A 17,356-nucleotide genomic window follows, 5' to 3' on the forward strand; every position below is an offset into this window, starting at 1 on the left:
CGGTGTCCGCGAGATCTGCACCGAACTCGAACTCGACACCGGCACCTTGTCACCGCTGCTCAAGCGACTCGAAGGACTCGGATTCATCGAGCGACGTCGCCTCACATCGGACGAACGCCGGGTCGAAATTCACCTGACCGACTCCGGAAGCGCACTGCGGACCGAGGCACTCGATATCCCCAGACAGCTCGCTCACAAGACCGGGATGACGGTCGAAGACCTGGAACATCTCCGAGACTCGCTGGTCAAGCTGACCAGCGCACTTCACGACACAGAAGGGCAATCACTCACATGAAGACCATCTACACTGCCGAAGCATTGGCTACCGGCGAAGGCCGCAACGGTCACGCACGGACCTCCGACGGACGACTCGATCTCGACCTCGCGATCCCCGAGGCAATGGGCGGCAGCGGCCAAGGCACCAATCCCGAGCAGCTCTTCGCCGCAGGCTATGCAGCGTGCTTCCATTCGGCACTGCAGCTCGTCGCGCGTCAGGCGAAAGCCGACATCACCGATTCCGCAGTCGGCGCACGTGTCGGCATCGGCCCCAACGATGCCGGCGGTTTCCAGCTCGAGGTCACCCTCGAAGTGACGCTACCCAATCTCACCCACGACGAGGCGCAGGCACTTGCCGACAAAGCGCACCAGGTGTGCCCGTATTCCAACGCCACTCGCGGCAACATCGACGTCACCGTCACCGTCACCGACGACTAGAAGAAGGTTATTACTGTGCAAGCCAAGGAAATCCACCTCGCATCTCGCCCCAGCGGCGAACCGGTACCGGACAATTTCCGCGCCGTCGTCACCGAACTGCCATCCTTGAAGGACGGCCAGATTCTGGTACGGAACATCGTCATGTCCGTCGATCCCTACATGCGTGGCCGCATGAACGACGTCAAGTCCTACGTTCCCCCGTTCGCGCTCGACGCGCCGCTCGACGGAGGGGCCGTCGGAGAGGTCATCGAGACTCGCAACGATGCGTTCTCGGTCGGCGACGCCGTCAGCCACGGCCAGGGTTGGCGCGACATCGCCGTCGTCGACGGAAACGGCGCGCGAAAGGTGGATCTGACTCGCGCGAAGGCGTCGTCGTATCTCGGCGCTCTCGGAATGACCGGACTCACCGCCTATTCCGGGCTCACCGCCGTCGCGCAGTTCAAGCCGGGCGACACCGTCTTCGTGTCCGGCGCAGCTGGAGCAGTCGGATCGCTCGTCGGCCAGATCGCCAAGGCGCTCGGCGCGGAACGCGTCATCGGCAGCGCCGGCTCGCCCGCCAAAGTGGCACGTTTGCTCGAGCTCGGTTTCGACGCGGCGTTCGACTACCACGACGGATCGGTGAAAGCGCAACTGGCACAAGCGGCCCCCGACGGAATCGACGTCTACTTCGACAATGTGGGCGGTGAACACCTCGAAGCTGCGATCGCGTCGGCGAACAAGTACGCACGATTTGCACTGTGCGGCGCAATCTCTCAGTACAACGCCACCGAACCGACCCCTGCTCCGCGCAATCTGGCCTTGGCCATCGGCAAGGAGTTGACGCTGAAGGGCTTCATCGTCGGGTCCTACAGCCACCTTGCGGGTGAGTTCTCCGAGAAAATGGCCCAGTGGCTTGCCGACGGCGCCGTCGAGTGGGACGAGACCGTCGTCGACGGTCTCGAGAACGCTCCCAGGGCCTTCATCGGTCTACTTCGCGGCGAGAACACCGGAAAAATGGTCGTCTCGATCTGACCCGTGACCTATTCGTGAGTGGGTAGTGACGTCACTACCCACTCGCGAGAGCGAAGCGCACGCCGGTGAGCTCCTCGGACTTGCTCCACAGCGCCGACGCGACCGCGCGGTCGCGCGCACGGGAACTCGGCCCGACGATGGTGGGATAGCCGCTCAGCTCGGATCGCCCGTCCGGGCCGATGTACAGACCACTCGTCACGTCGGGCGAGGTCGCTGCGTACAACTCGGGCAACGCGCCCATCTCGGCGCTCTGCGCGAGCACTTTTCCGCCTATGGCCATCATGGTGTCCTGGAACGACTCGGTACGCCCCTGGAGGTTCGTTCGAGCATACCCAGGATGCGCTGCAACCGATTTCAACTCCGAACCCGCTGCAGCCAGTCGACGATCGAGCTCGAGAGCAAACATCAGATTGGCCAGCTTGGACTGCCCGTACGCCGGCCAGCGGCGATAAGGCCGACGCTCGTAGTTCGGATCGTCGAGGTGAATACGCCCGATCTGGTGCAATCCACTGGACAGTGTCACGACGCGATCGGTGATCTTGCTCGCCAGTAGACCCGTCAGCGCGAAATGACCAAGATGGTTGGTACCGAACTGCATCTCGAATCCGTCGACCGTGCGTCGAAACGGCACAGCCATGACGCCGGCATTGTTGATCAACACGTCGACCGAATCCACGGTGCTCGCGAACGATCGAACCGATTCCAGATCCGCCAGATCCAGCTGTCGTACGTGCGCCCTGAGTCCGATGCTGCGAGCCACCGCATCGCCCTTGGCCGTATCCCGACAGGCCAACAGGACATCTGCCCCTGCGGCCCCGAGCGCCCTGGCAGTCACCTCACCGAGTCCACTGTTGGCGCCGGTGACGATGAATTTTCGACCCGTCAGATCGCCGATGTCTTTCGCGGTCCAACGGCGATCCGGTGTCATGCTGGAAGCCTATCGCTTCCGGCGTCAACAGGCCCCGAGCACCTGCCGACGCATCGCTAGAGTGAGGGTCATGGTCCGCGCTCCCCTTCCCATCCGCGACGGCCTCGGACCCACCCGCGTACGCCTGCCCGACGCGTCACAATTCGGGACGATTCTGGGCTACCTCGTCGACAGATTTCCGCAGGATTCCACTCGGCTGCGCGAGAAGATGGACCTGGGGGAAATTGTCGACGCGTCGGGAACTCCGCTGGTAGCGGAGTCGCCGATCGTTCCGCGAGCCGACATCTATCTTTATCGTGATCCTCCGATCGAGCCGGTGGTGCCGTTCGCAACCCCCGTACTTCATCGCGACGAGAATCTGTTGGTCGTCGACAAACCGCATTTTCTCGCCACGATGCCGCGAGGGAAGTACATTGCACGATCGGCTCTGGTGGTGCTTCGCCGGGAACTGGATCTGCCCGAGCTCAGTCCAGTGCATCGCCTCGACCGGCTCACTGCTGGTGTCCTGATGTTCACGGTGCGCCGCGAGGTCCGCCGCGCCTATCAGGAACTCTTCGCCGATCGGGCTGTCACCAAGGTGTACGACGCCGTCGCGCGCTACGAACCGAGCCTCTCGCTGCCGGTGACGCTGCGCAGTCGAATGATCAAGGAGCGGGGCGTACTTCGCGCCGAAGAAGTACCGGGCGAACCCAATGCGGAGACGTTCCTGGAGCTGTCCGAGCACGACGGCCGACATGGCATGTACACGCTGCACCCGAGAACCGGACGCACGCACCAGCTTCGGCTACACATGAATTCGATCGGCATTCCCATTCTGGGCGACAATTTCTACCCGGAGTTCTACGACGTTGCGGATGACGACTACTCGACGCCGCTGCAGCTCCTGGCCCGATCGATCGAGTTTCGTGATCCGTTCAGCGGAGAACAACGTCGATTCGAGAGCAACAGAAGGCTTCGTCTCCCTATTTAGGCATGGACAGCACATCGCCGTGCGCTGCATTGTTCTCGGCGATCTCGACAGTACGACAATTTATGCGATGCGACAGCACTGCCAGTGTGAACAATCCGACTGCCACATTGATCAGCGCGACGAAACCCTCCTGAGCGAAATCCACCAATGCGTTCAGCAGTGTGAAGATCAGCGCCGCGATTCGTAGCATTCGCAGCGGCCACAACTTACCGCTTCGAAGTCGAATCACCGAAGGAAGTGCCAATGACAGCGTGAGACAGGAAGATACGAACAGAATTCCGCTCGCGATTCCCATTTTGTCGATATCGATGGTGGTGTCGGTGGTATCGACGTGCAGGTCGCCCAACACCAATTGCACTACGCCGAACACGACGCCGACGATAGCCGCGAGCGTCATGGCCCAGGCCACGAGCGGCACCCATCGAGGACTCTTGAAAAATCGGGGGATCAGTCGTGGAGCGAACTTCTGTGCGTCGTACAGTCGTGAACTGCCGGTCCTGCAGTTCTCGAGCAGCAACCGCAGACCCGCTACGGTCTCCGGTTCGGCGCCCTCGGCTTCGGCACGATCGACCATCCTCAGCGCCCAGGCGCGTCGATGCTCGGGAATCCCGTGCGTGACGCCCTGCGCCGCAATATGAGCCGCATTCGCGAGAGTTTCCTCGTGCGAGGGCCGCCTCGCGTCACGGACGATGCGATTGCCGACGAGGACGACGACCACCAGGATGTACATGATCTCCGACGACGGACCGTAGAAGTAATCGTTGTCCTTGGTGACGAACTTGCCGACCTCGTCGAGAAACAGCCCGAAGCCGACGCCCCCGAGCACGATGGCGAGCGCTCGCACCCCGAACCCGAGGAACATCCATCCGAGCAGTAGCGCCAGCATCATCAGCGCTCCGCCGTACAGTGCATGTGCGATGTGCAGCGATTTGCCGCCCACCTGTGGGTAATTGGTGAGTTCGAGATACAAGCGAGTGATGAGAATCGTCGCGACGGCGATGATCATGAAGGCTTCGGCACTGGTACTGCCATACGCGTCCCGGAGTACACGCGAGCGGCGAACCGGAACGTGCGTCGCGGTAAGTTCCCTGGTCACCGCTCAAGTATGGGCGTCAGCGACGGTGCGCACGCAACTTTTTCCGAACTCGATCGGCGATCGAGCAGCTTGACAAACTTCTTTGCTGAAACTGCAATGTAGGCATGAGCACCGCCGACCCGGACATCGAAGACGTCATCGCTGGCGTCGGTCCCAGACTCCGCAGCCTGCGCACCGAACGCGGAACGACGCTGGCGTCGCTGGCAGAGACGACCGGGATCTCGCTCAGCACCCTCTCACGACTGGAGTCCGGTGACCGTAAGCCGAGCCTGGAGCTGCTGCTCCCCATCGCCCGCGCACATCAGATTCCACTCGACGAACTGATCAGCGCTCCGCCGGTCGAGGACCCCCGCGTGAAGTCGACTCCGGTTCGACGCGATCACGTCATCATCCACCCGCTCACTCGTCGACCCGGCGGCATGCAGGCGTACAAGATCGTCGTCGACGGAGGCCGTCGCGAACCGGACCCGCGTGTCCACGAGGGCTACGAATGGCTGTACGTCCTCAACGGCAGGCTGCGTCTCGTGCTCGGTGAACACGACATCGTCATGAAGCCCGGGGAGGCCGCCGAATTCGATACCCGCGTGCCACATTGGTTCGGCTCCGTCGACGAACGGCCCGTCGAGATCCTCAGCCTGTTCGGCCCTCAGGGTGAACGTATGCACGTCCGTGCGAAGCCCGCCGAGTCGTGAGTCACGTGCGAAAGACAGGATCCCCGCGTAGTTCCGGGAAACGAGCAGTCATGTTGTCGATCTGGCGATACATGTCGTAGAGCTCACGGCGCAACACTGCCGCTTCCGAATCCAGCTCTTTCGCGCGTTTGGCAGCCTTGTCGGCGCGTGCGCGGAATGCTCGGGCCTGCGCGATCTCGATCGATGTCGTGCAGGTCTTTATGTACTCGACCAACCCAGCTGCGAACAACCGTGCCTGTGCGAGGTTCACTGCGTACAGGTCGTCGCCGTAGCTGTCGTCACGCCGGGTGTTGTCGATGATGGTGCCCTTGCCACTAGCAGGATATTGTCCGTCGAAACCTTACGCTCGCGGTTGAAAAGCTAACCAGTCTCCTACGAGAACATGATTGCCAACACGACCGAAGCCGAAGTTGCTGCGATCGCGAAGATGATGAGCGCCGCTACGACGCGTTGGTGCACCGAGCGTCCGCCGAGCCCAGAGCTCCCGTCCGGAAAGTCCTCGTCGAGGAAGTCGTCGGAATCGACTCCTGTTTCGTCGAAGTAGACGGTGTCCCGCGGAGGCACCCAGTCCTGACCGTTGATGCGAATCGCCGTCGTCAGGCGTTCGAGGCGGTTCCTGGCGTGCGTCGGGTAGTACTCCGACGGAGCGTTGATCGGAAGCGCTCGCGCGACGCCGATCGCGGACCCATGGCGTGCTTCCAATGCCGCGAACGCCGACGCCGCAGTGGGGTCGTCGTCGGACTTGCCGGTCAGGAACCATGCTGCCCCTGCCGAGGCACGGTCGCCCATCACGAGGTATGTGTAGGCAAGCAACTCGAGTATCGGTTGCGACGCAGGCTCACGACGCAATGCTGCGTACAGTCGGTCCCTCGCACCACCGTGGTCCCCACGAGCCAAGTCCTGCTGTGCCTGATCGATCACGTCCACCCGATCAGCCTAACGCCGGGGCGGCAGGATCATCCGGTCGACGGTGCTGGATCGCAGAGGAACGCCCGGCGACTCCCAAAACGAAAATCCGACCCTCGAGGAGGATCGGATTGGCGAAGATGTGGTGGCCAGGGCCGGGATCGAACCGGCGACCTTCCGCTTTTCAGGCGGACGCTCGTACCAACTGAGCTACCTGGCCGGGCGGCACCGGTGACAATGCCATCTCGTGAACTACACGCAACTCGGAACTTTCGAACCGACTTTGCGACCCTGACGGGACTCGAACCCGCGACCTCCGCCGTGACAGGGCGGCGCGCTAACCAACTGCGCCACAGGGCCTTGCTGTGAAACATCTCCCTTGAAGGAGACTTGCCGTCGCATACTCTAGCAGGCGATCAACCTGCTTCGAACCGCGGCGGCCTGCAAGAGACTGCTGTACTGCCAGCCGGATTGTCAATCCGACCTTTTCCTACGTACCCCCTACGGGATTCGAACCCGCGCTACCGCCTTGAAAGGGCGGCGTCCTAGGCCGCTAGACGAAGGGGGCCCGACGAAATGATCCGGTCCCACACACCTTCGAGACCGAACTGCTCCGCCGTTACCCTCAACGGCGTTCCGTTGGGAGCTGGGATAGCTTAGGACACTTTTCGCGCAAAACTCAAACCGTGAGGTCAGAGGCAGTTTCGGCCCCCTCGACGTCGAGGGCGCACCATCCTTCGGTGCGCCAGTGATCAAGCCACTGGGGCGTTGCCATCGCGTAGAGCACTATTTCCAAGGACTCTTCGAACAGCGCGCGGAGGTTACTGCTGTCCGAGACGAGGTCTGCCATGTATCGCTGCCCGGCCAAGGACGCCGCCAGCACGCGCATGAACTTCTCCGGACCGAACTCGGCGTCGAGGTCGCCCATGTCCTGCGCACGACGTGCGAGCTCGATACCCGCCGTACCCCAGACGCGTCCACCGCCATTCTGAACCTCGCTGTAGAACTCCGGCTCGACGATCAACCGGAACTCGGCTCGGACGATGACGTCGTCCTGAAACCCCCGGGCTATGTCGTCGATAATCCCGTGAATCACGTCGAACGGATGCCGCGTGGACGACTTCCATTTCTCGGTAATTGCAACGTACTTCTCCAAGGCGGCGCTCAGCACTGCTCTCGCCAGGTCTTCCTTCGATTGAAAATGGAAGTACATCGCACCCTTGGTGGCATTGGAGCCCTCGAGGATCGTGTTGACCGACGCGGCCGCGTACCCACGACGCGCGAACTCCGCTGCTGCGGCCTCCACTATTGCTGCTCGAGTCCGCCGAGCGCGCTCCTGTTGTGCCATTGCTTCCGTGCCTCCAACCAAAGCGACCTGCATCGATCAGCAGGCAATATCGCTTGCCGAGCGTACGTCAAACGACGTACACGAGACCGACCACTTGCTCGGAAAATGCTGTCGAAACCGGAATTCGGACAAATCTCCAGCAATCCGCAAACAATCCGAGTGGTACGATCCAAACGGCTCGAGTGCGCTGCAGGGGGTGCGCACTCGAGCTTTCAATCCATGAAGCCGGTCGAATCGATTGCTCTCGAATGCGACACCGCTTCGTAGTCACGAGCGGCCTTCGCTCGCCTTACAAACAAGTGGACATTGTAAGGCACGAATTCGACTGCTCACCCTCGAGATCTCGACCACATCCGCACATCGAATGTCGGTTTCGACTCGGCCGACGGCATTGTGTCCGTTTTGTCACGGGCGGCGATATCGAACCGTCGACGTCGGCGACCTGGATTTCCCGCTCCCACCGCGACCGAATTGCCGGATGCCCGGTTTCGAAGACAAACAGCGGACAACGGGTCGATTTCACGAAGATTTCAAAGCGATTGCGCAACAGCATGATAGAAGCGCACCGGTAGCGACTTACAGCGCCAGGCTGCCATTTCGTAATTTGTTGTAGCGATTGACTATTCGACTACATTGCCGTCGATTTCTCTGCGGCGGAGCAATTCTCAATAGGGGTTCGTATAACAGTTCCGCCTCGACCCGCAAGGGAACGCCCCAACAGCGAGCCCCGCGCAATAGTGTGATTCGCAACACATCGTGGTCAACGCCGACAGCGAATTCAGGTGAGAGCATGACTCTTCGAACAGTCATCGTCCGCTCCACAGGAGCAGTTCTCGCGTGCGTCATGGCGCTGGCCGGACCATGGACGGCCGGCGCGGATCCGATCGACGATTTTCTGAACCCTCCGCAGGACCCCGCCCTTGCCGCACCGACGCCACTCGGCGAACCGTGGTTCGTGCCCCCTCCCGGTTTCGAAAATAGTTCGCCGGGAACAGTTCTCAATACTCGATCGGTCGAGGTCGGGCCACTGATCACGCCGGTTCGATCCACTCAGATCCTCTTCCGAACTACCGACTCCAAGGACCGGCCAGTCGCGGCCGCGACCACTGTGATCGTGCCGACCGCCCCCTGGACAAGGCCGGGAGCGCGCCCAGTCGTGGCCTACAACATGGCCATCGACTCGCTCGGCAACACATGTGCACCGTCATGGACGCTGCCACGGGGAATTGCACCGGAAATTGCTGCGGTACAACTCTTTCTGGCCAAGAACTATGCCGTCGTCGTCACCGATCATCAAGGGCCACGCCAGGCGTACGCCGCTGGACGCATGGCCGGGCATGCAGTTCTGGATGCCCTCAGAGCGATGGTCAATCTTCCCTCGCTCGGATTGCCTGCGGAATCCCCGATTGCCATGACCGGATACTCGGGAGGCGCGATCGCGTCGGGCTGGGCCGCACAACTGGCGCCTGTGTACGCACCCGAAGTCAATCTCGTCGGAACCGCCTTCGGCGGCGCACCGATCGATTATCGAATTCTGCTCGGTTCGATGAACGGCAATGCTGCTTCGACTCTGTTTCTCGCTGCGGCGATGGGTGTAGCTCGCGAATACCCGGAAATGTTCCAGTTGATGAATGCAAACGGACTGCGCCTTGCGCAGATAGCCAAGGACATGTGCGTCTACCTACTCGCCCCGGGCGGCCTCGTCGCGCCGATACCGGTGCAGGCACTGTCCGACGTTCCCAACGTCGACCGGACCCCGATCGCCGAGGAAATCATCCGCCAGACTCGTATGGGCGGTGATTTGACTCCGACGACGCCCGTATTCATCTACCACGGTCAGCAGGAATTCTGGATCCCGAAGCAAGGCGCCGAAACCCTGTACGACGAATGGTGCGCCAACGGCGCACGGGTGCGGTTGGAGGAATACTTGGGCGAGCACCTGGTCGTTGCGATATCCGGGCTCCCCGGATCGCATCAGTGGATCGACGACAGGCTCGCCGGAATACCGGCACCCGCCGGGTGCAGCAGTTTCGGCAGATAGCCGAGGGGTCCGGAGGGGCGAGTATCTCAGCGCGCACGTGGACCCATTACACTTTCGATCCGCGCCCCTATAGCTCAGTTGGTAGAGCTACGGACTTTTAATCCGCAGGTCGTAGGTTCGAGTCCTACTGGGGGCACTGGTGGCACTGGCTCGGAGGCCTCTCCGGTCTCCAGCCAGCGGAGATTCACACCCGTGGCCATCGCCCAGGCGATGATGATCGGCCGTTTCGGCTCGCGTACTCCAGCCTCGTATGAGCTGACGGTCCTCCGGCTCATGCCCAGTCGCTCGGCAAGCTCGTCCTGATTCAACCCACGGTGCCGCCGCGCCTTCTCCAGGCGATCGTGCGGTAGCCAGTCGGGAATCTCGCCGGCCAGTTCGTACGTCTGAGCGCTCATGGCTTCCATCCACACCCTTCATTCGGTCTGTTTGGGCAAGCTTAACCGCACCTACCGACATGCGGCAACAGGCGCGACACGGCGTGATAGTTGCGATTCTTTCCGATTTGAGCAAACATCACCGTCATGGAAACAGAACTCATCGGCGCGGCCGAGGTCTGTGAGCGACTGCACATCGGCCGTTCGACCCTTCACCGCTGGGCCAAAAATGGCCGACTCGAACCTGTACATAAAGCCCCTGGCACTACCGGCCCGCGCTTGTACGACCCCGCCGATGTCGATGCCCTCGCTAAGCCGGCGGTGTCCGCGTGAGCGCCGCTGACGATGTGCATATCGAGGTGGTCGATTCCCACGAGGCGGCGTTGCTGGTGCACGTGACGATGGAGGGCAAGGTGCGCCTGACGTCGACGCTCAGTGACAAGCAGGTGGTCCTGGTGCTTCGGGACCTGGCGGACAAGTACGAGGCGTCTCATGGCTGAGCGTCCTGAGTTCGTCTCTGCCGACGCTGTGCACCACGCGCTTGCTGCGTTGGGCATCCCGGCGATCGGCTTGCACAGCGTCCACATCAACCGGATAGACGGCACGGTCCGCGTCGAGAACCTGGCGACCGACGAGGCCGGCGTCTACCGGATCGACGGCACCGAGTTCGTCACCGAGTCGATCACCTTGGAGGTGGTCTGATGGCCGGCCGTTACGTGACCCCAACCGATCGCCCTCAGTGGCCCGTGCGGAAGCTCGTCGGCTGGGCGTCCCTGATCCTCGTGTCGTGGGTGCTGCCGTTCGCGTGTGGCTTCGCTGCCGTGTACGTGCTCGGACGCATGTACTTCGCTGCCGGCGGTAGCTGGTGAGTTGGCCGTTCGACTCCCAGGACCGGGACGCCATCAAGGTGCTCGGTCTGACGGCACGCGAGTGCATCGCCTTGACTCTCGACGCGTATCGGCGCGCAGAGCTGGCGTACGCCGAAGGTGACACGACCGAACAGGCTCACGAACTCGATCGAGCCAACTACTGGCAGCTCGCGGCGACAGGCTTCGAATGAAGGACTTCGGAGACCGACTCAAGCGCATCGTCTGCGACGTGTGCGAGCGCCCGTTCGATCAGAACCGGATCATCCCTAACCCGAACATCTGCCGGGACTGCCGTGCAGTGATCAATCACCTCGCAGTGCCGATGCTGCTGGACGAGGACGGTGAGGCCGAAGCCTGACCGTCCTCTCTTGCTGTGCGTCGCTATCTGGTGAGTCCGACGTTAACCGACCGCTCTAGGCATGTGGACCCTTACGAAGCCGACCGGACCTAGCTGGTTGGACCTGCCCTCGACTGATCATCGAGACGTGGGTAATACCTGAAATGCCTTGCGGCCCAATGTGGACGCGAGGCTATAGGCGTTGGTGCGGACAAACGGGGTTCGGAATTTTGGGAGGTCGCTTGGGAGGTCCCCAAGCAAGGCCACCATTCCGTTGATTCGGTTCGGTGACCCGCCACTCATAGGGAGGATCGATATGTCACCCAAGCTCGTTGTACGTCTCTACAGTCGGGCACCGTCGATCGTCTCTGCGGTGCAACAGGTTTGCGAGGATCACGGGTTTGCTTTGGAGGTCAATGCAGGCCCTCGCCCTGCTTCTGCATCGTTCGTGGTGACCACTGCCGGCCATACCCGAGACACGGTGATTCTGGCTGGCACGTACTGCACACCCCTGATCCGCTGTGAAGTTCTCACGCTGCCCGAGGCCGGCCTTTATCTGGCGGCTGCGGTGCGGTACTCGCGAGGACTGACGGTGTGCGGTTCGGATCACATCGCTAAGCCGCCACCCACGGCGGAACCTACTGAAGGAGTGCTGTTCTGATGGAGAAAGACATCGCGACGTTGTTGGACGCTGCTGCGTTCCAAGCGGCTGACATGATCGGGCCGGCGACGGTACTGGAGGGCGCCGGCCGGCACCTGCTCGATCGACTGGATGAGACGGACCCGCATAGGTGGGCGGTGACGTCTGCGCTCGGTTCGATCACTGCGGCCCGGAAGTCGTTGACTGATGCTGCCGAGGCTTTGCTCGATGTGGTCGCCAAGGATGGTGCGGACATGCTCGCGGTCGAGGTGAACAACGGCGAAATTAGCAAGCCGCAAAGCATCACCCTCGACACGGTCGGCGCGTCGAGCATCAGTCCTGCCGAGGTGGCCCGGCTGATCGCTCAAGACGTCACGCCTGCTCGCCCGAGGCGTATCTGATGGCGGGCCAACTATTTCCGCTCGATGGTCTGCCGGGTCGGTTCGGGTCGATGTCGTATGACGGTGAGCGGAATCTGATCGTGGTGCAGGTCGATGATGCGCAGGGCAATGTGATGTCTTCGATGTCGTGGAGCTATAGCGAGCCTGTGTCCGAGCCGATTCGTGAGTCGGATCTGATTCCGTGTTCGGGCGGCTGTGGCTGTGTGTACGCGGACGACCCGGAGCTGCGCGAGTGCGCGTGTGATGGTGCGTGCCGGCTCGATACGACGTGGTTCGACCGTCCGGTGCGCGGTTCGCTGTGAGCCGTTGCCGAGGGCGTGCTGATGAGTACGAGTATGCGAATGTGCCTGGTGGGCAGTGGCGTACGAAGCGTGAGGCAGCGGCGCTGCTGTGCGTGGATTGCCCTGTGTTGGCTGCGTGTGCTCGTGCTGCGTTGAAGCATCACGCTCTCGGCATGGTGTGGGCTGGTGTGCCTATACCACCTGACCATGACAACAAGAACACGAGTGCAGCCCGTCGGCTGCTGATCGAGGTGGCTCTGTATGGCTAGTGAGGATAGGCGTCCGCCGATACCGCCGGACATGGTCAAGCGTGTGAAGGCGCGTGCTGGCTATGTGTGTCAGAAGTGCGGTAGCGATGACCGGTGCGAGGTGGATCATGTTGTGCCCTGGCACATCGTGAAGGTGCACGATGAGGACAACCTGATGCTGCTGTGTCTGCCGTGCAACCGCAGTAAGGGCGGCAAGGTGGAAGCCGATGGCCGCAAGACGTGGTTCGATGCTGACTTCTTCGGTGCTACCGCATGACCGAGACAGTGTGCGTGTGGTGCCGAGGCAAGGGCCTGATGGATGCGGGCGTGCTAGGCAAGGGCAAGCACGTGACTACCGTGCCGCTGCATCAGTGCCCAGACTGCGAGGGCTTGGGCATGCGAGTGAATCCTGCACCACGTCGATGGCCTAAGCGATGAGAAGCCACGTGCCGATCATGCATTGTGATGAATGGCCATGCATACTGTCATGCATGGCACTGCATGATCATGCGTCCACTGAGGGCCTGGCGAGGCGTTCGGTTTTTGTAAAGGGGTCGTTTGACACCGAGGGGCTCCTCGCGCTTGCACCCCCCAAGGCCTCCAGAGGTCGAGTTCCGCATAGTGGGATGAATGGACGATGCATATTCATGCATAGCGAATGCATGAATGGATGGCCGTGCATGAATGATGCATGGTCGAGTGGAGGTGGTCTCGGTGGGGTACGTGCTGAACGAGTCGTATGAGAATTCGATCACGACTTTCCTGGCGTCGAACCTGTGGGTGAGCGATTCGGAGGCCCCGTATCTGGCGTCTCTGCTGCACATTGCTCGGCTCCTGGATCTGAAGGTGGCGGCGAAGCAGGCTTTGCCGGCCGGCCTGACGATGGAATTTCGGATGCTGTTCTCCGAGCTGCGGAAATGCAAGCCCCCGGAGGAAGAGTCGGACGACGACGACTTCGATAAAGAGATCGACGCTATCTGAGATGGACAGCTCGACGCTGCCGACGATCGTCCTGCCGGAAGGGTACCGCGAGGACTGGGTAGACGAGGTACCGCCGTGGCTTCCTCGCGTCTACACGCAGCCGATCGAGTGCCCGGACTACTCCGAGGGCGACAAGCTGATCCGGCTCTCGGAGAAAGTGTTCCGCTTCGCGGCCGGCGACGAACTGCGCCTGGATGCCTGGCAGAAGTGGCTGATACGCGAGATTCTGCAGAAGTACCCCGAGGACTACCCGGACCCCTCGCTCGCCGGCAAGCTCGTCTATCAGCAGGTCGTCGTCTCGATGGGCCGGCAGAACGGCAAGACCGTGCTCGGTGCCGTCATGGCGCTCTACGGGTTGATCCTGATGGTCCCCCGCGCACCCGAGGTGATCTCGATCGCGGCCGTCGTGGAGCAGGCGAAGAACCTGTATGCGAAGGTCCGGTATTGCGTGGACAACGTTCCGCTGCTTCGGAAGCGGTTCAAGACCACCGACCGCAGCGGTATCAAGTCGCGGAACCTCAAGAAGCCGGCGACCTATGTCGTCAAAGCGGCCGGCGACGGCGACGGGCTGCAAGGCTTCTCTGGCTGTCTGATGCTGCTGGACGAGCTGCACCTGCTCAAGTCCGAGGCATGGGACGCGCTCACGCTCGGTGCATCGGCACAGCCGAAAGCTCTCGTCGCCGGCTTCACCACCGCCGGCGACGACAACTCGGCACTGCTCAAGCTGCTCTACCGCATCGGCCGCGCAGCCGCCGCGAAGGAGGAGGGCCACGATCCACGGTTCGGATTCTTCCTGTGGGAGGCCGATCCGAACCTGCCGCTTTACGATCCGCAGGCACTCATCCAAGCGAATCCCGCGATCGCGTCGGGCCGGCTCAACCTCGCTGACGAGGTGCGGCGTGGAAAGAACATGCTGGAGGCGTCGTTCCGGCGCTACCGCCGCAACGAGTTCGTGTCCGTCGAGAACATTTGGATGCCGATGCCGGCATGGTTGGCCGGCGAGTACGGCCCGATACCGACAGCGGCCCGCAAGCAACCGCTGATCATCTCGTTCGCCCGATCCAGGCGGACGTGGAACTACGTCTCGATCGTCGCCTCGACCAAGTACAACGGCGTTGTGTACACGCAGCTCATCGGTACGATCACGTTCGGCAACGACGAGCTGCTGCTGAAAAAGCTTGTGCAACTGAGCCGTAAGGTGCGGGTCGAGAAGTTCGTCACCGACTCCGAGACGATGAAGCCCACCATCCTCGCGCTCGACAAGACGCACCACCTGCCGGCGGAATACATGACCCGAGGGAACATCGCGAACGCTACCTCAGCGGTGCACTCGATGATCAAGGATGGCCGCGCCAAGCATGCCGGCCAGAAGGAACTCGCAACGCAGCTGACCAAGACTGTGACAGTCAATGCGGGGCAGGGTGTGATCATCGATATGAATAAATCTTTGGGCGACATCGACGCGATGTATGCCACGCTCATGGGCGTTTTCATGGCCGAACAGCAGCAGCCGTACGTGTCTCCGCTGAACATTTTTCCGAAAACCACCGCATGAGAATCACACCGATGGGATTAGCGTTCCCCAGCAATGAACGCAATCAAGAGATTCTTCGGACTGGGCGACCAGATCGAGACCCGCAGCGGCTCGGTTGGTTCGGTCGGCGGTGACTCGCCCCTATCTGGCGTAATCCCTCCTCCCCGAACGGAACTCGGCGTCACATGGCGCGAGGCATTGAAGGTGTCGGCGTTCTCCCGATCGATGGACCAGACGAACACGATGATGTCTTCCATGCCGGCGACCGTGCGCGATGCGCGGCAGCGGCTCATCCCGCTCGATTCCCGAGACTTCCCTACCATCGTCTCGAAGCCGAACCTCGATATGGACTACGAGGAATTCGTGCAGTCGACAGTGAACGATCTGTTCCTGCACGGCGAGTTCATCTGGCTCCGCGTCGGTGACCCGCAGACGGTCAATCTCGTCCCGATCGCACCGCACGAGATGACCATCGTCCGAGACCGCCTGCCGGATGGCACCTGGGGCCGCGTCCGCTACGGGCACCTGGGCCGCGAGATTCCCCGCAATCGCGTCATCCACAAGAAGCACACCTCGATCACCGGCGAGCCACGCGGCATCGGACCACGGCAGCTCGCACAGACCGAGCTGCGCGCCGCGCTGACCCTGGCTGAATTCCAGGCTGAGTGGTTCGACTCCAGCAACGTCCCGTCCGGCACGCTGAACACCGACCTGCACCTGAGTGCACCGGAACAGGACGAACTCCAGGACCGGTGGAACAACTTCCTGCGCTCGCATCGCGGGCAATCCGTCGTCCTCGCCGCCGGCCTCAGCTACGACGCAATCCAGCTCAAGCCCGCCGACGCGCAGATGCTCGAGGTGCAGGACGCCATCGACCGAAGGATCGTGCGAATCTGTGGCACACCAGCTTTCGACCTCCTCGTCCCCGGTGGCACCGAGTCCCGCACCTACCAGAACCTCGAACAGTCCACCCTGCAATACCTGGTCGCCACCCTCGCGAAGTACATGAACGCCGTCGAGCGAGGACTCACCGACGTCATCCCGCGCGGCAACAAGGTCGAACTGGACGAGACCGGCCTACTGCGCATGGACAGCAAGACACGCGCCGAGGTCGACACCGCCAACATCCAGAACGGCACGCGCACGGCAGACGAGCTGCGCGCCCGCGACGGACTCGACCCAGTGCCCGCCAGTGAAAAGAAGCCGGCCCCGACCGTCGTTGCGTCCGAGCGCCTAGACCAGCCCAAGGAGATCGCAGCATGATCCGCGTCCTGGTCGGGCCACCGTGCGCCGGCAAGTCCACCTACATCGCAGAGCACGCCGAACCCGGCGACACCATTGTCGATTTCGACGCGCTCGCAAAAGCATTCGGCTCCACCGCGCACCACGACACCCCACTGTCGATGCGCCGCGTCGTCCACGCTGCACGCCACGCAGCCATCACCCAGATACTCATGGGCCGCGTCGAAAACGCGTGGATCATCGACACCGACCCGACCCGCATGATGAAAGCGCAGTACCGCCGCGCCGGCGCCGAAATCGTCCTACTCGACCCCGGCCTCGCCGACTGCCTCCAACGCGCAGCCGAAGACAACCGGCCCGACTGGACCGCCGACCAAATCCGCCGCTGGTACCGAATGAGGAAGACCGCATGAGCCACCACCCGATCGTCCAGCACCTCCTCGACCTGTTCGAGTACAAGCATCTGCCTCCTCACCTGGCAAAGGTATCGGGCCACTTCAGCGCTACGGCTGAGCTGATGGTCAACAGACTCGAATCGGGTCCCGAGCTGACCGCCGGCCTCCGCAAGCTGCTGGAGGCGAAGGACTGCTTTGTGCGCCAGGCCGTCATCGACGCCCGAACCATCGAGACCCGCACAGCACCGGTGCTGGACGAGATCGAGATCCGCACGGCCGCGATCGGCGTCGTGGACGAACAGGCCCGCATCATCTCCGGTATAGCCGTCCCCTACGGCCAGACCACCG

Annotated in this window: 26 protein-coding genes, 4 tRNA genes and 1 pseudogene; 22 read left to right on the forward strand and 9 right to left on the reverse strand. The window is 62.1% G+C overall.

The annotated features are described in order from the left end of the window. The 3 genes from A2J03_RS20770 to A2J03_RS20780 form a co-directional block, all read left to right on the forward strand. On the forward strand, window positions 1-295 hold a 295-nt coding region (locus A2J03_RS20770; protein WP_156520487.1), incomplete at its 5' end, for a MarR family winged helix-turn-helix transcriptional regulator. Further along, entirely contained in the window at window positions 292-714 is a 423-nt protein-coding gene (locus tag A2J03_RS20775; protein WP_068377809.1) for an organic hydroperoxide resistance protein, read from the forward strand. The genes A2J03_RS20770 and A2J03_RS20775, both read left to right, overlap by 4 nt. 15 nt (window positions 715-729) lie before the next feature. Further along, window positions 730-1,725, forward strand: a complete 996-nt coding sequence (locus A2J03_RS20780) for an NADP-dependent oxidoreductase (protein ID WP_068377815.1) — start codon at window positions 730-732, stop codon at window positions 1,723-1,725. Between the two features lie 34 nt (window positions 1,726-1,759). Here A2J03_RS20780 and A2J03_RS20785 read toward each other — a convergent pair whose 3' ends face one another. Beyond that, complete coding sequence (locus A2J03_RS20785) at window positions 1,760-2,653, reverse strand: oxidoreductase (RefSeq protein ID WP_068377817.1); 894 nt, start codon at window positions 2,651-2,653, stop codon at window positions 1,760-1,762. 70 nt (window positions 2,654-2,723) lie between these two features. Here A2J03_RS20785 and A2J03_RS20790 point away from each other — a divergent pair, with 70 nt between their 5' ends. Continuing rightward, the gene (locus A2J03_RS20790) at window positions 2,724-3,623 is read left to right on the forward strand and encodes a pseudouridine synthase (RefSeq protein WP_068377819.1); all 900 of its coding nucleotides are present in this window, start codon (window positions 2,724-2,726) and stop codon (window positions 3,621-3,623) included. Here A2J03_RS20790 and A2J03_RS20795 read toward each other — a convergent pair. After that, window positions 3,616-4,629, reverse strand: a complete 1,014-nt coding sequence (locus A2J03_RS20795) for a hypothetical protein (RefSeq protein WP_442971389.1) — start codon at window positions 4,627-4,629, stop codon at window positions 3,616-3,618. The two genes, A2J03_RS20790 and A2J03_RS20795, sit on opposite strands and share 8 nt — an antisense overlap. A 194-nt stretch (window positions 4,630-4,823) precedes the next feature. On the opposite strand from A2J03_RS20795, the gene A2J03_RS20800 reads away from it, so the two are divergent. Then, window positions 4,824-5,411, forward strand: coding sequence for a helix-turn-helix domain-containing protein (locus tag A2J03_RS20800; RefSeq protein WP_068377823.1), 588 nt, complete (start codon window positions 4,824-4,826; stop codon window positions 5,409-5,411). Window position 5,412: 1 nt separating this feature from the next. Here A2J03_RS20800 and A2J03_RS20805 read toward each other — a convergent pair whose 3' ends face one another. The 6 genes from A2J03_RS20805 to A2J03_RS20830 all read right to left on the reverse strand — a co-directional run bounded on the left by A2J03_RS20805 (window position 5,413) and on the right by A2J03_RS20830 (window position 7,665). Further along, window positions 5,413-5,661 (reverse strand): hypothetical protein, encoded by a 249-nt coding sequence (locus A2J03_RS20805; RefSeq protein ID WP_068377824.1) that lies wholly within the window; start codon window positions 5,659-5,661, stop codon window positions 5,413-5,415. A gap of 122 nt (window positions 5,662-5,783) precedes the next feature. Further along, the gene (locus A2J03_RS20810; protein WP_068377826.1) at window positions 5,784-6,338 is read right to left on the reverse strand and encodes a DUF6584 family protein; all 555 of its coding nucleotides are present in this window, start codon (window positions 6,336-6,338) and stop codon (window positions 5,784-5,786) included. Window positions 6,339-6,460: 122 nt separating this feature from the next. Beyond that, window positions 6,461-6,537: transfer RNA gene (locus tag A2J03_RS20815), tRNA-Phe, on the reverse strand. Window positions 6,538-6,603: 66 nt separating this feature from the next. After that, a tRNA-Asp gene (locus tag A2J03_RS20820) sits at window positions 6,604-6,677 on the reverse strand. A 135-nt stretch (window positions 6,678-6,812) separates the two neighbouring features. Further along, window positions 6,813-6,885: transfer RNA gene (locus tag A2J03_RS20825), tRNA-Glu, on the reverse strand. A gap of 111 nt (window positions 6,886-6,996) precedes the next feature. Beyond that, the gene (locus A2J03_RS20830; RefSeq protein WP_068377828.1) at window positions 6,997-7,665 is read right to left on the reverse strand and encodes a TetR/AcrR family transcriptional regulator; all 669 of its coding nucleotides are present in this window, start codon (window positions 7,663-7,665) and stop codon (window positions 6,997-6,999) included. 790 nt (window positions 7,666-8,455) lie between these two features. Here A2J03_RS20830 and A2J03_RS20835 point away from each other — a divergent pair. Continuing rightward, window positions 8,456-9,706 (forward strand): lipase family protein, encoded by a 1,251-nt coding sequence (locus tag A2J03_RS20835; protein ID WP_068377830.1) that lies wholly within the window; start codon window positions 8,456-8,458, stop codon window positions 9,704-9,706. A gap of 63 nt (window positions 9,707-9,769) precedes the next feature. Continuing rightward, window positions 9,770-9,842 (forward strand) — tRNA-Lys (locus tag A2J03_RS20840). 34 nt (window positions 9,843-9,876) lie between these two features. On the opposite strand, the pseudogene A2J03_RS30090 reads toward A2J03_RS20840, so the two are convergent. Beyond that, a pseudogene (locus A2J03_RS30090) lies at window positions 9,877-10,110 on the reverse strand (helix-turn-helix domain-containing protein); the annotation flags it as partial. Between the two features lie 117 nt (window positions 10,111-10,227). On the opposite strand from A2J03_RS30090, the gene A2J03_RS32100 reads away from it, so the two are divergent. From A2J03_RS32100 to A2J03_RS31240, 15 genes are all read left to right on the forward strand, one after another. After that, entirely contained in the window at window positions 10,228-10,413 is a 186-nt protein-coding gene (locus A2J03_RS32100) for a helix-turn-helix domain-containing protein (protein ID WP_068377832.1), read from the forward strand. Then, window positions 10,410-10,580, forward strand: a complete 171-nt coding sequence (locus A2J03_RS30640) for a DUF7433 family protein (protein ID WP_156520488.1) — start codon at window positions 10,410-10,412, stop codon at window positions 10,578-10,580. Before A2J03_RS32100 ends, A2J03_RS30640 begins: the two co-directional genes overlap by 4 nt. Beyond that, complete coding sequence (locus A2J03_RS20850) at window positions 10,573-10,782, forward strand: hypothetical protein (protein ID WP_068377834.1); 210 nt, start codon at window positions 10,573-10,575, stop codon at window positions 10,780-10,782. Before A2J03_RS30640 ends, A2J03_RS20850 begins: the two co-directional genes overlap by 8 nt. Beyond that, entirely contained in the window at window positions 10,782-10,949 is a 168-nt protein-coding gene (locus tag A2J03_RS30645; RefSeq protein WP_156520489.1) for a hypothetical protein, read from the forward strand. The genes A2J03_RS20850 and A2J03_RS30645 overlap by 1 nt, the downstream gene beginning before the upstream one ends. Next, window positions 10,946-11,140, forward strand: a complete 195-nt coding sequence (locus tag A2J03_RS20855) for a hypothetical protein (protein ID WP_068377836.1) — start codon at window positions 10,946-10,948, stop codon at window positions 11,138-11,140. Before A2J03_RS30645 ends, A2J03_RS20855 begins: the two co-directional genes overlap by 4 nt. After that, entirely contained in the window at window positions 11,137-11,307 is a 171-nt protein-coding gene (locus A2J03_RS30650; RefSeq protein ID WP_156520490.1) for a hypothetical protein, read from the forward strand. The genes A2J03_RS20855 and A2J03_RS30650 overlap by 4 nt, the downstream gene beginning before the upstream one ends. A gap of 639 nt (window positions 11,308-11,946) precedes the next feature. Continuing rightward, window positions 11,947-12,327, forward strand: a complete 381-nt coding sequence (locus A2J03_RS20865) for a hypothetical protein (RefSeq protein WP_068377840.1) — start codon at window positions 11,947-11,949, stop codon at window positions 12,325-12,327. Then, on the forward strand, window positions 12,327-12,629 hold the full coding sequence (locus A2J03_RS31235; protein ID WP_068377842.1) for a hypothetical protein: 303 nt from the start codon (window positions 12,327-12,329) through the stop codon (window positions 12,627-12,629). Before A2J03_RS20865 ends, A2J03_RS31235 begins: the two co-directional genes overlap by 1 nt. Then, window positions 12,626-12,877: a WhiB family transcriptional regulator gene (locus tag A2J03_RS32105; RefSeq protein WP_442971388.1), complete on the forward strand. Its 252-nt coding sequence runs from the start codon at window positions 12,626-12,628 to the stop codon at window positions 12,875-12,877. Before A2J03_RS31235 ends, A2J03_RS32105 begins: the two co-directional genes overlap by 4 nt. Then, window positions 12,870-13,133, forward strand: a complete 264-nt coding sequence (locus A2J03_RS20875) for an HNH endonuclease (RefSeq protein WP_082897978.1) — start codon at window positions 12,870-12,872, stop codon at window positions 13,131-13,133. Before A2J03_RS32105 ends, A2J03_RS20875 begins: the two co-directional genes overlap by 8 nt. Window positions 13,134-13,570: 437 nt before the next feature. Continuing rightward, on the forward strand, window positions 13,571-13,837 hold the full coding sequence (locus A2J03_RS20880; protein WP_156520491.1) for a hypothetical protein: 267 nt from the start codon (window positions 13,571-13,573) through the stop codon (window positions 13,835-13,837). Window position 13,838: 1 nt separating this feature from the next. After that, window positions 13,839-15,392, forward strand: coding sequence for a terminase large subunit domain-containing protein (locus A2J03_RS20885; RefSeq protein WP_068377848.1), 1,554 nt, complete (start codon window positions 13,839-13,841; stop codon window positions 15,390-15,392). Between the two features lie 33 nt (window positions 15,393-15,425). Continuing rightward, window positions 15,426-16,634, forward strand: coding sequence for a phage portal protein (locus A2J03_RS20890; protein WP_068377850.1), 1,209 nt, complete (start codon window positions 15,426-15,428; stop codon window positions 16,632-16,634). After that, window positions 16,631-17,026: an AAA family ATPase gene (locus tag A2J03_RS20895; protein WP_068377857.1), complete on the forward strand. Its 396-nt coding sequence runs from the start codon at window positions 16,631-16,633 to the stop codon at window positions 17,024-17,026. The genes A2J03_RS20890 and A2J03_RS20895 overlap by 4 nt, the downstream gene beginning before the upstream one ends. After that, window positions 17,023-17,356, forward strand: a 334-nt coding sequence (locus A2J03_RS31240; RefSeq protein ID WP_068377859.1) for a hypothetical protein, incomplete at its 3' end; no start/stop codon positions are given. The genes A2J03_RS20895 and A2J03_RS31240, both read left to right, overlap by 4 nt.

Source organism: Rhodococcus sp. EPR-157, assembly GCF_001647195.1.
In the GTDB taxonomy this organism is placed as follows: Bacteria; Actinomycetota; Actinomycetes; order Mycobacteriales; family Mycobacteriaceae; genus Rhodococcoides.

Coding starts and splice junctions, on each gene's coding strand:
- A2J03_RS20775 (WP_068377809.1), top strand. CDS start 292: ATGAAGACCATCTACACTGCCGAAGCATTGGCTACCGGCGAAGGCCGC.
- A2J03_RS20785 (WP_068377817.1), bottom strand. CDS start 2,653: ATGACACCGGATCGCCGTTGGACCGCGAAAGACATCGGCGATCTGACG.
- A2J03_RS20790 (WP_068377819.1), top strand. CDS start 2,724: ATGGTCCGCGCTCCCCTTCCCATCCGCGACGGCCTCGGACCCACCCGC.
- A2J03_RS20795 (WP_442971389.1), bottom strand. CDS start 4,629: ATGATCATCGCCGTCGCGACGATTCTCATCACTCGCTTGTATCTCGAA.
- A2J03_RS20800 (WP_068377823.1), top strand. CDS start 4,824: ATGAGCACCGCCGACCCGGACATCGAAGACGTCATCGCTGGCGTCGGT.
- A2J03_RS20830 (WP_068377828.1), bottom strand. CDS start 7,665: ATGGCACAACAGGAGCGCGCTCGGCGGACTCGAGCAGCAATAGTGGAG.
- A2J03_RS20835 (WP_068377830.1), top strand. CDS start 8,456: ATGACTCTTCGAACAGTCATCGTCCGCTCCACAGGAGCAGTTCTCGCG.
- A2J03_RS32100 (WP_068377832.1), top strand. CDS start 10,228: ATGGAAACAGAACTCATCGGCGCGGCCGAGGTCTGTGAGCGACTGCAC.
- A2J03_RS20850 (WP_068377834.1), top strand. CDS start 10,573: ATGGCTGAGCGTCCTGAGTTCGTCTCTGCCGACGCTGTGCACCACGCG.
- A2J03_RS30645 (WP_156520489.1), top strand. CDS start 10,782: ATGGCCGGCCGTTACGTGACCCCAACCGATCGCCCTCAGTGGCCCGTG.
- A2J03_RS30650 (WP_156520490.1), top strand. CDS start 11,137: ATGAAGGACTTCGGAGACCGACTCAAGCGCATCGTCTGCGACGTGTGC.
- A2J03_RS20865 (WP_068377840.1), top strand. CDS start 11,947: ATGGAGAAAGACATCGCGACGTTGTTGGACGCTGCTGCGTTCCAAGCG.
- A2J03_RS31235 (WP_068377842.1), top strand. CDS start 12,327: ATGGCGGGCCAACTATTTCCGCTCGATGGTCTGCCGGGTCGGTTCGGG.
- A2J03_RS20875 (WP_082897978.1), top strand. CDS start 12,870: ATGGCTAGTGAGGATAGGCGTCCGCCGATACCGCCGGACATGGTCAAG.
- A2J03_RS20885 (WP_068377848.1), top strand. CDS start 13,839: ATGGACAGCTCGACGCTGCCGACGATCGTCCTGCCGGAAGGGTACCGC.
- A2J03_RS20890 (WP_068377850.1), top strand. CDS start 15,426: ATGAACGCAATCAAGAGATTCTTCGGACTGGGCGACCAGATCGAGACC.
- A2J03_RS20895 (WP_068377857.1), top strand. CDS start 16,631: ATGATCCGCGTCCTGGTCGGGCCACCGTGCGCCGGCAAGTCCACCTAC.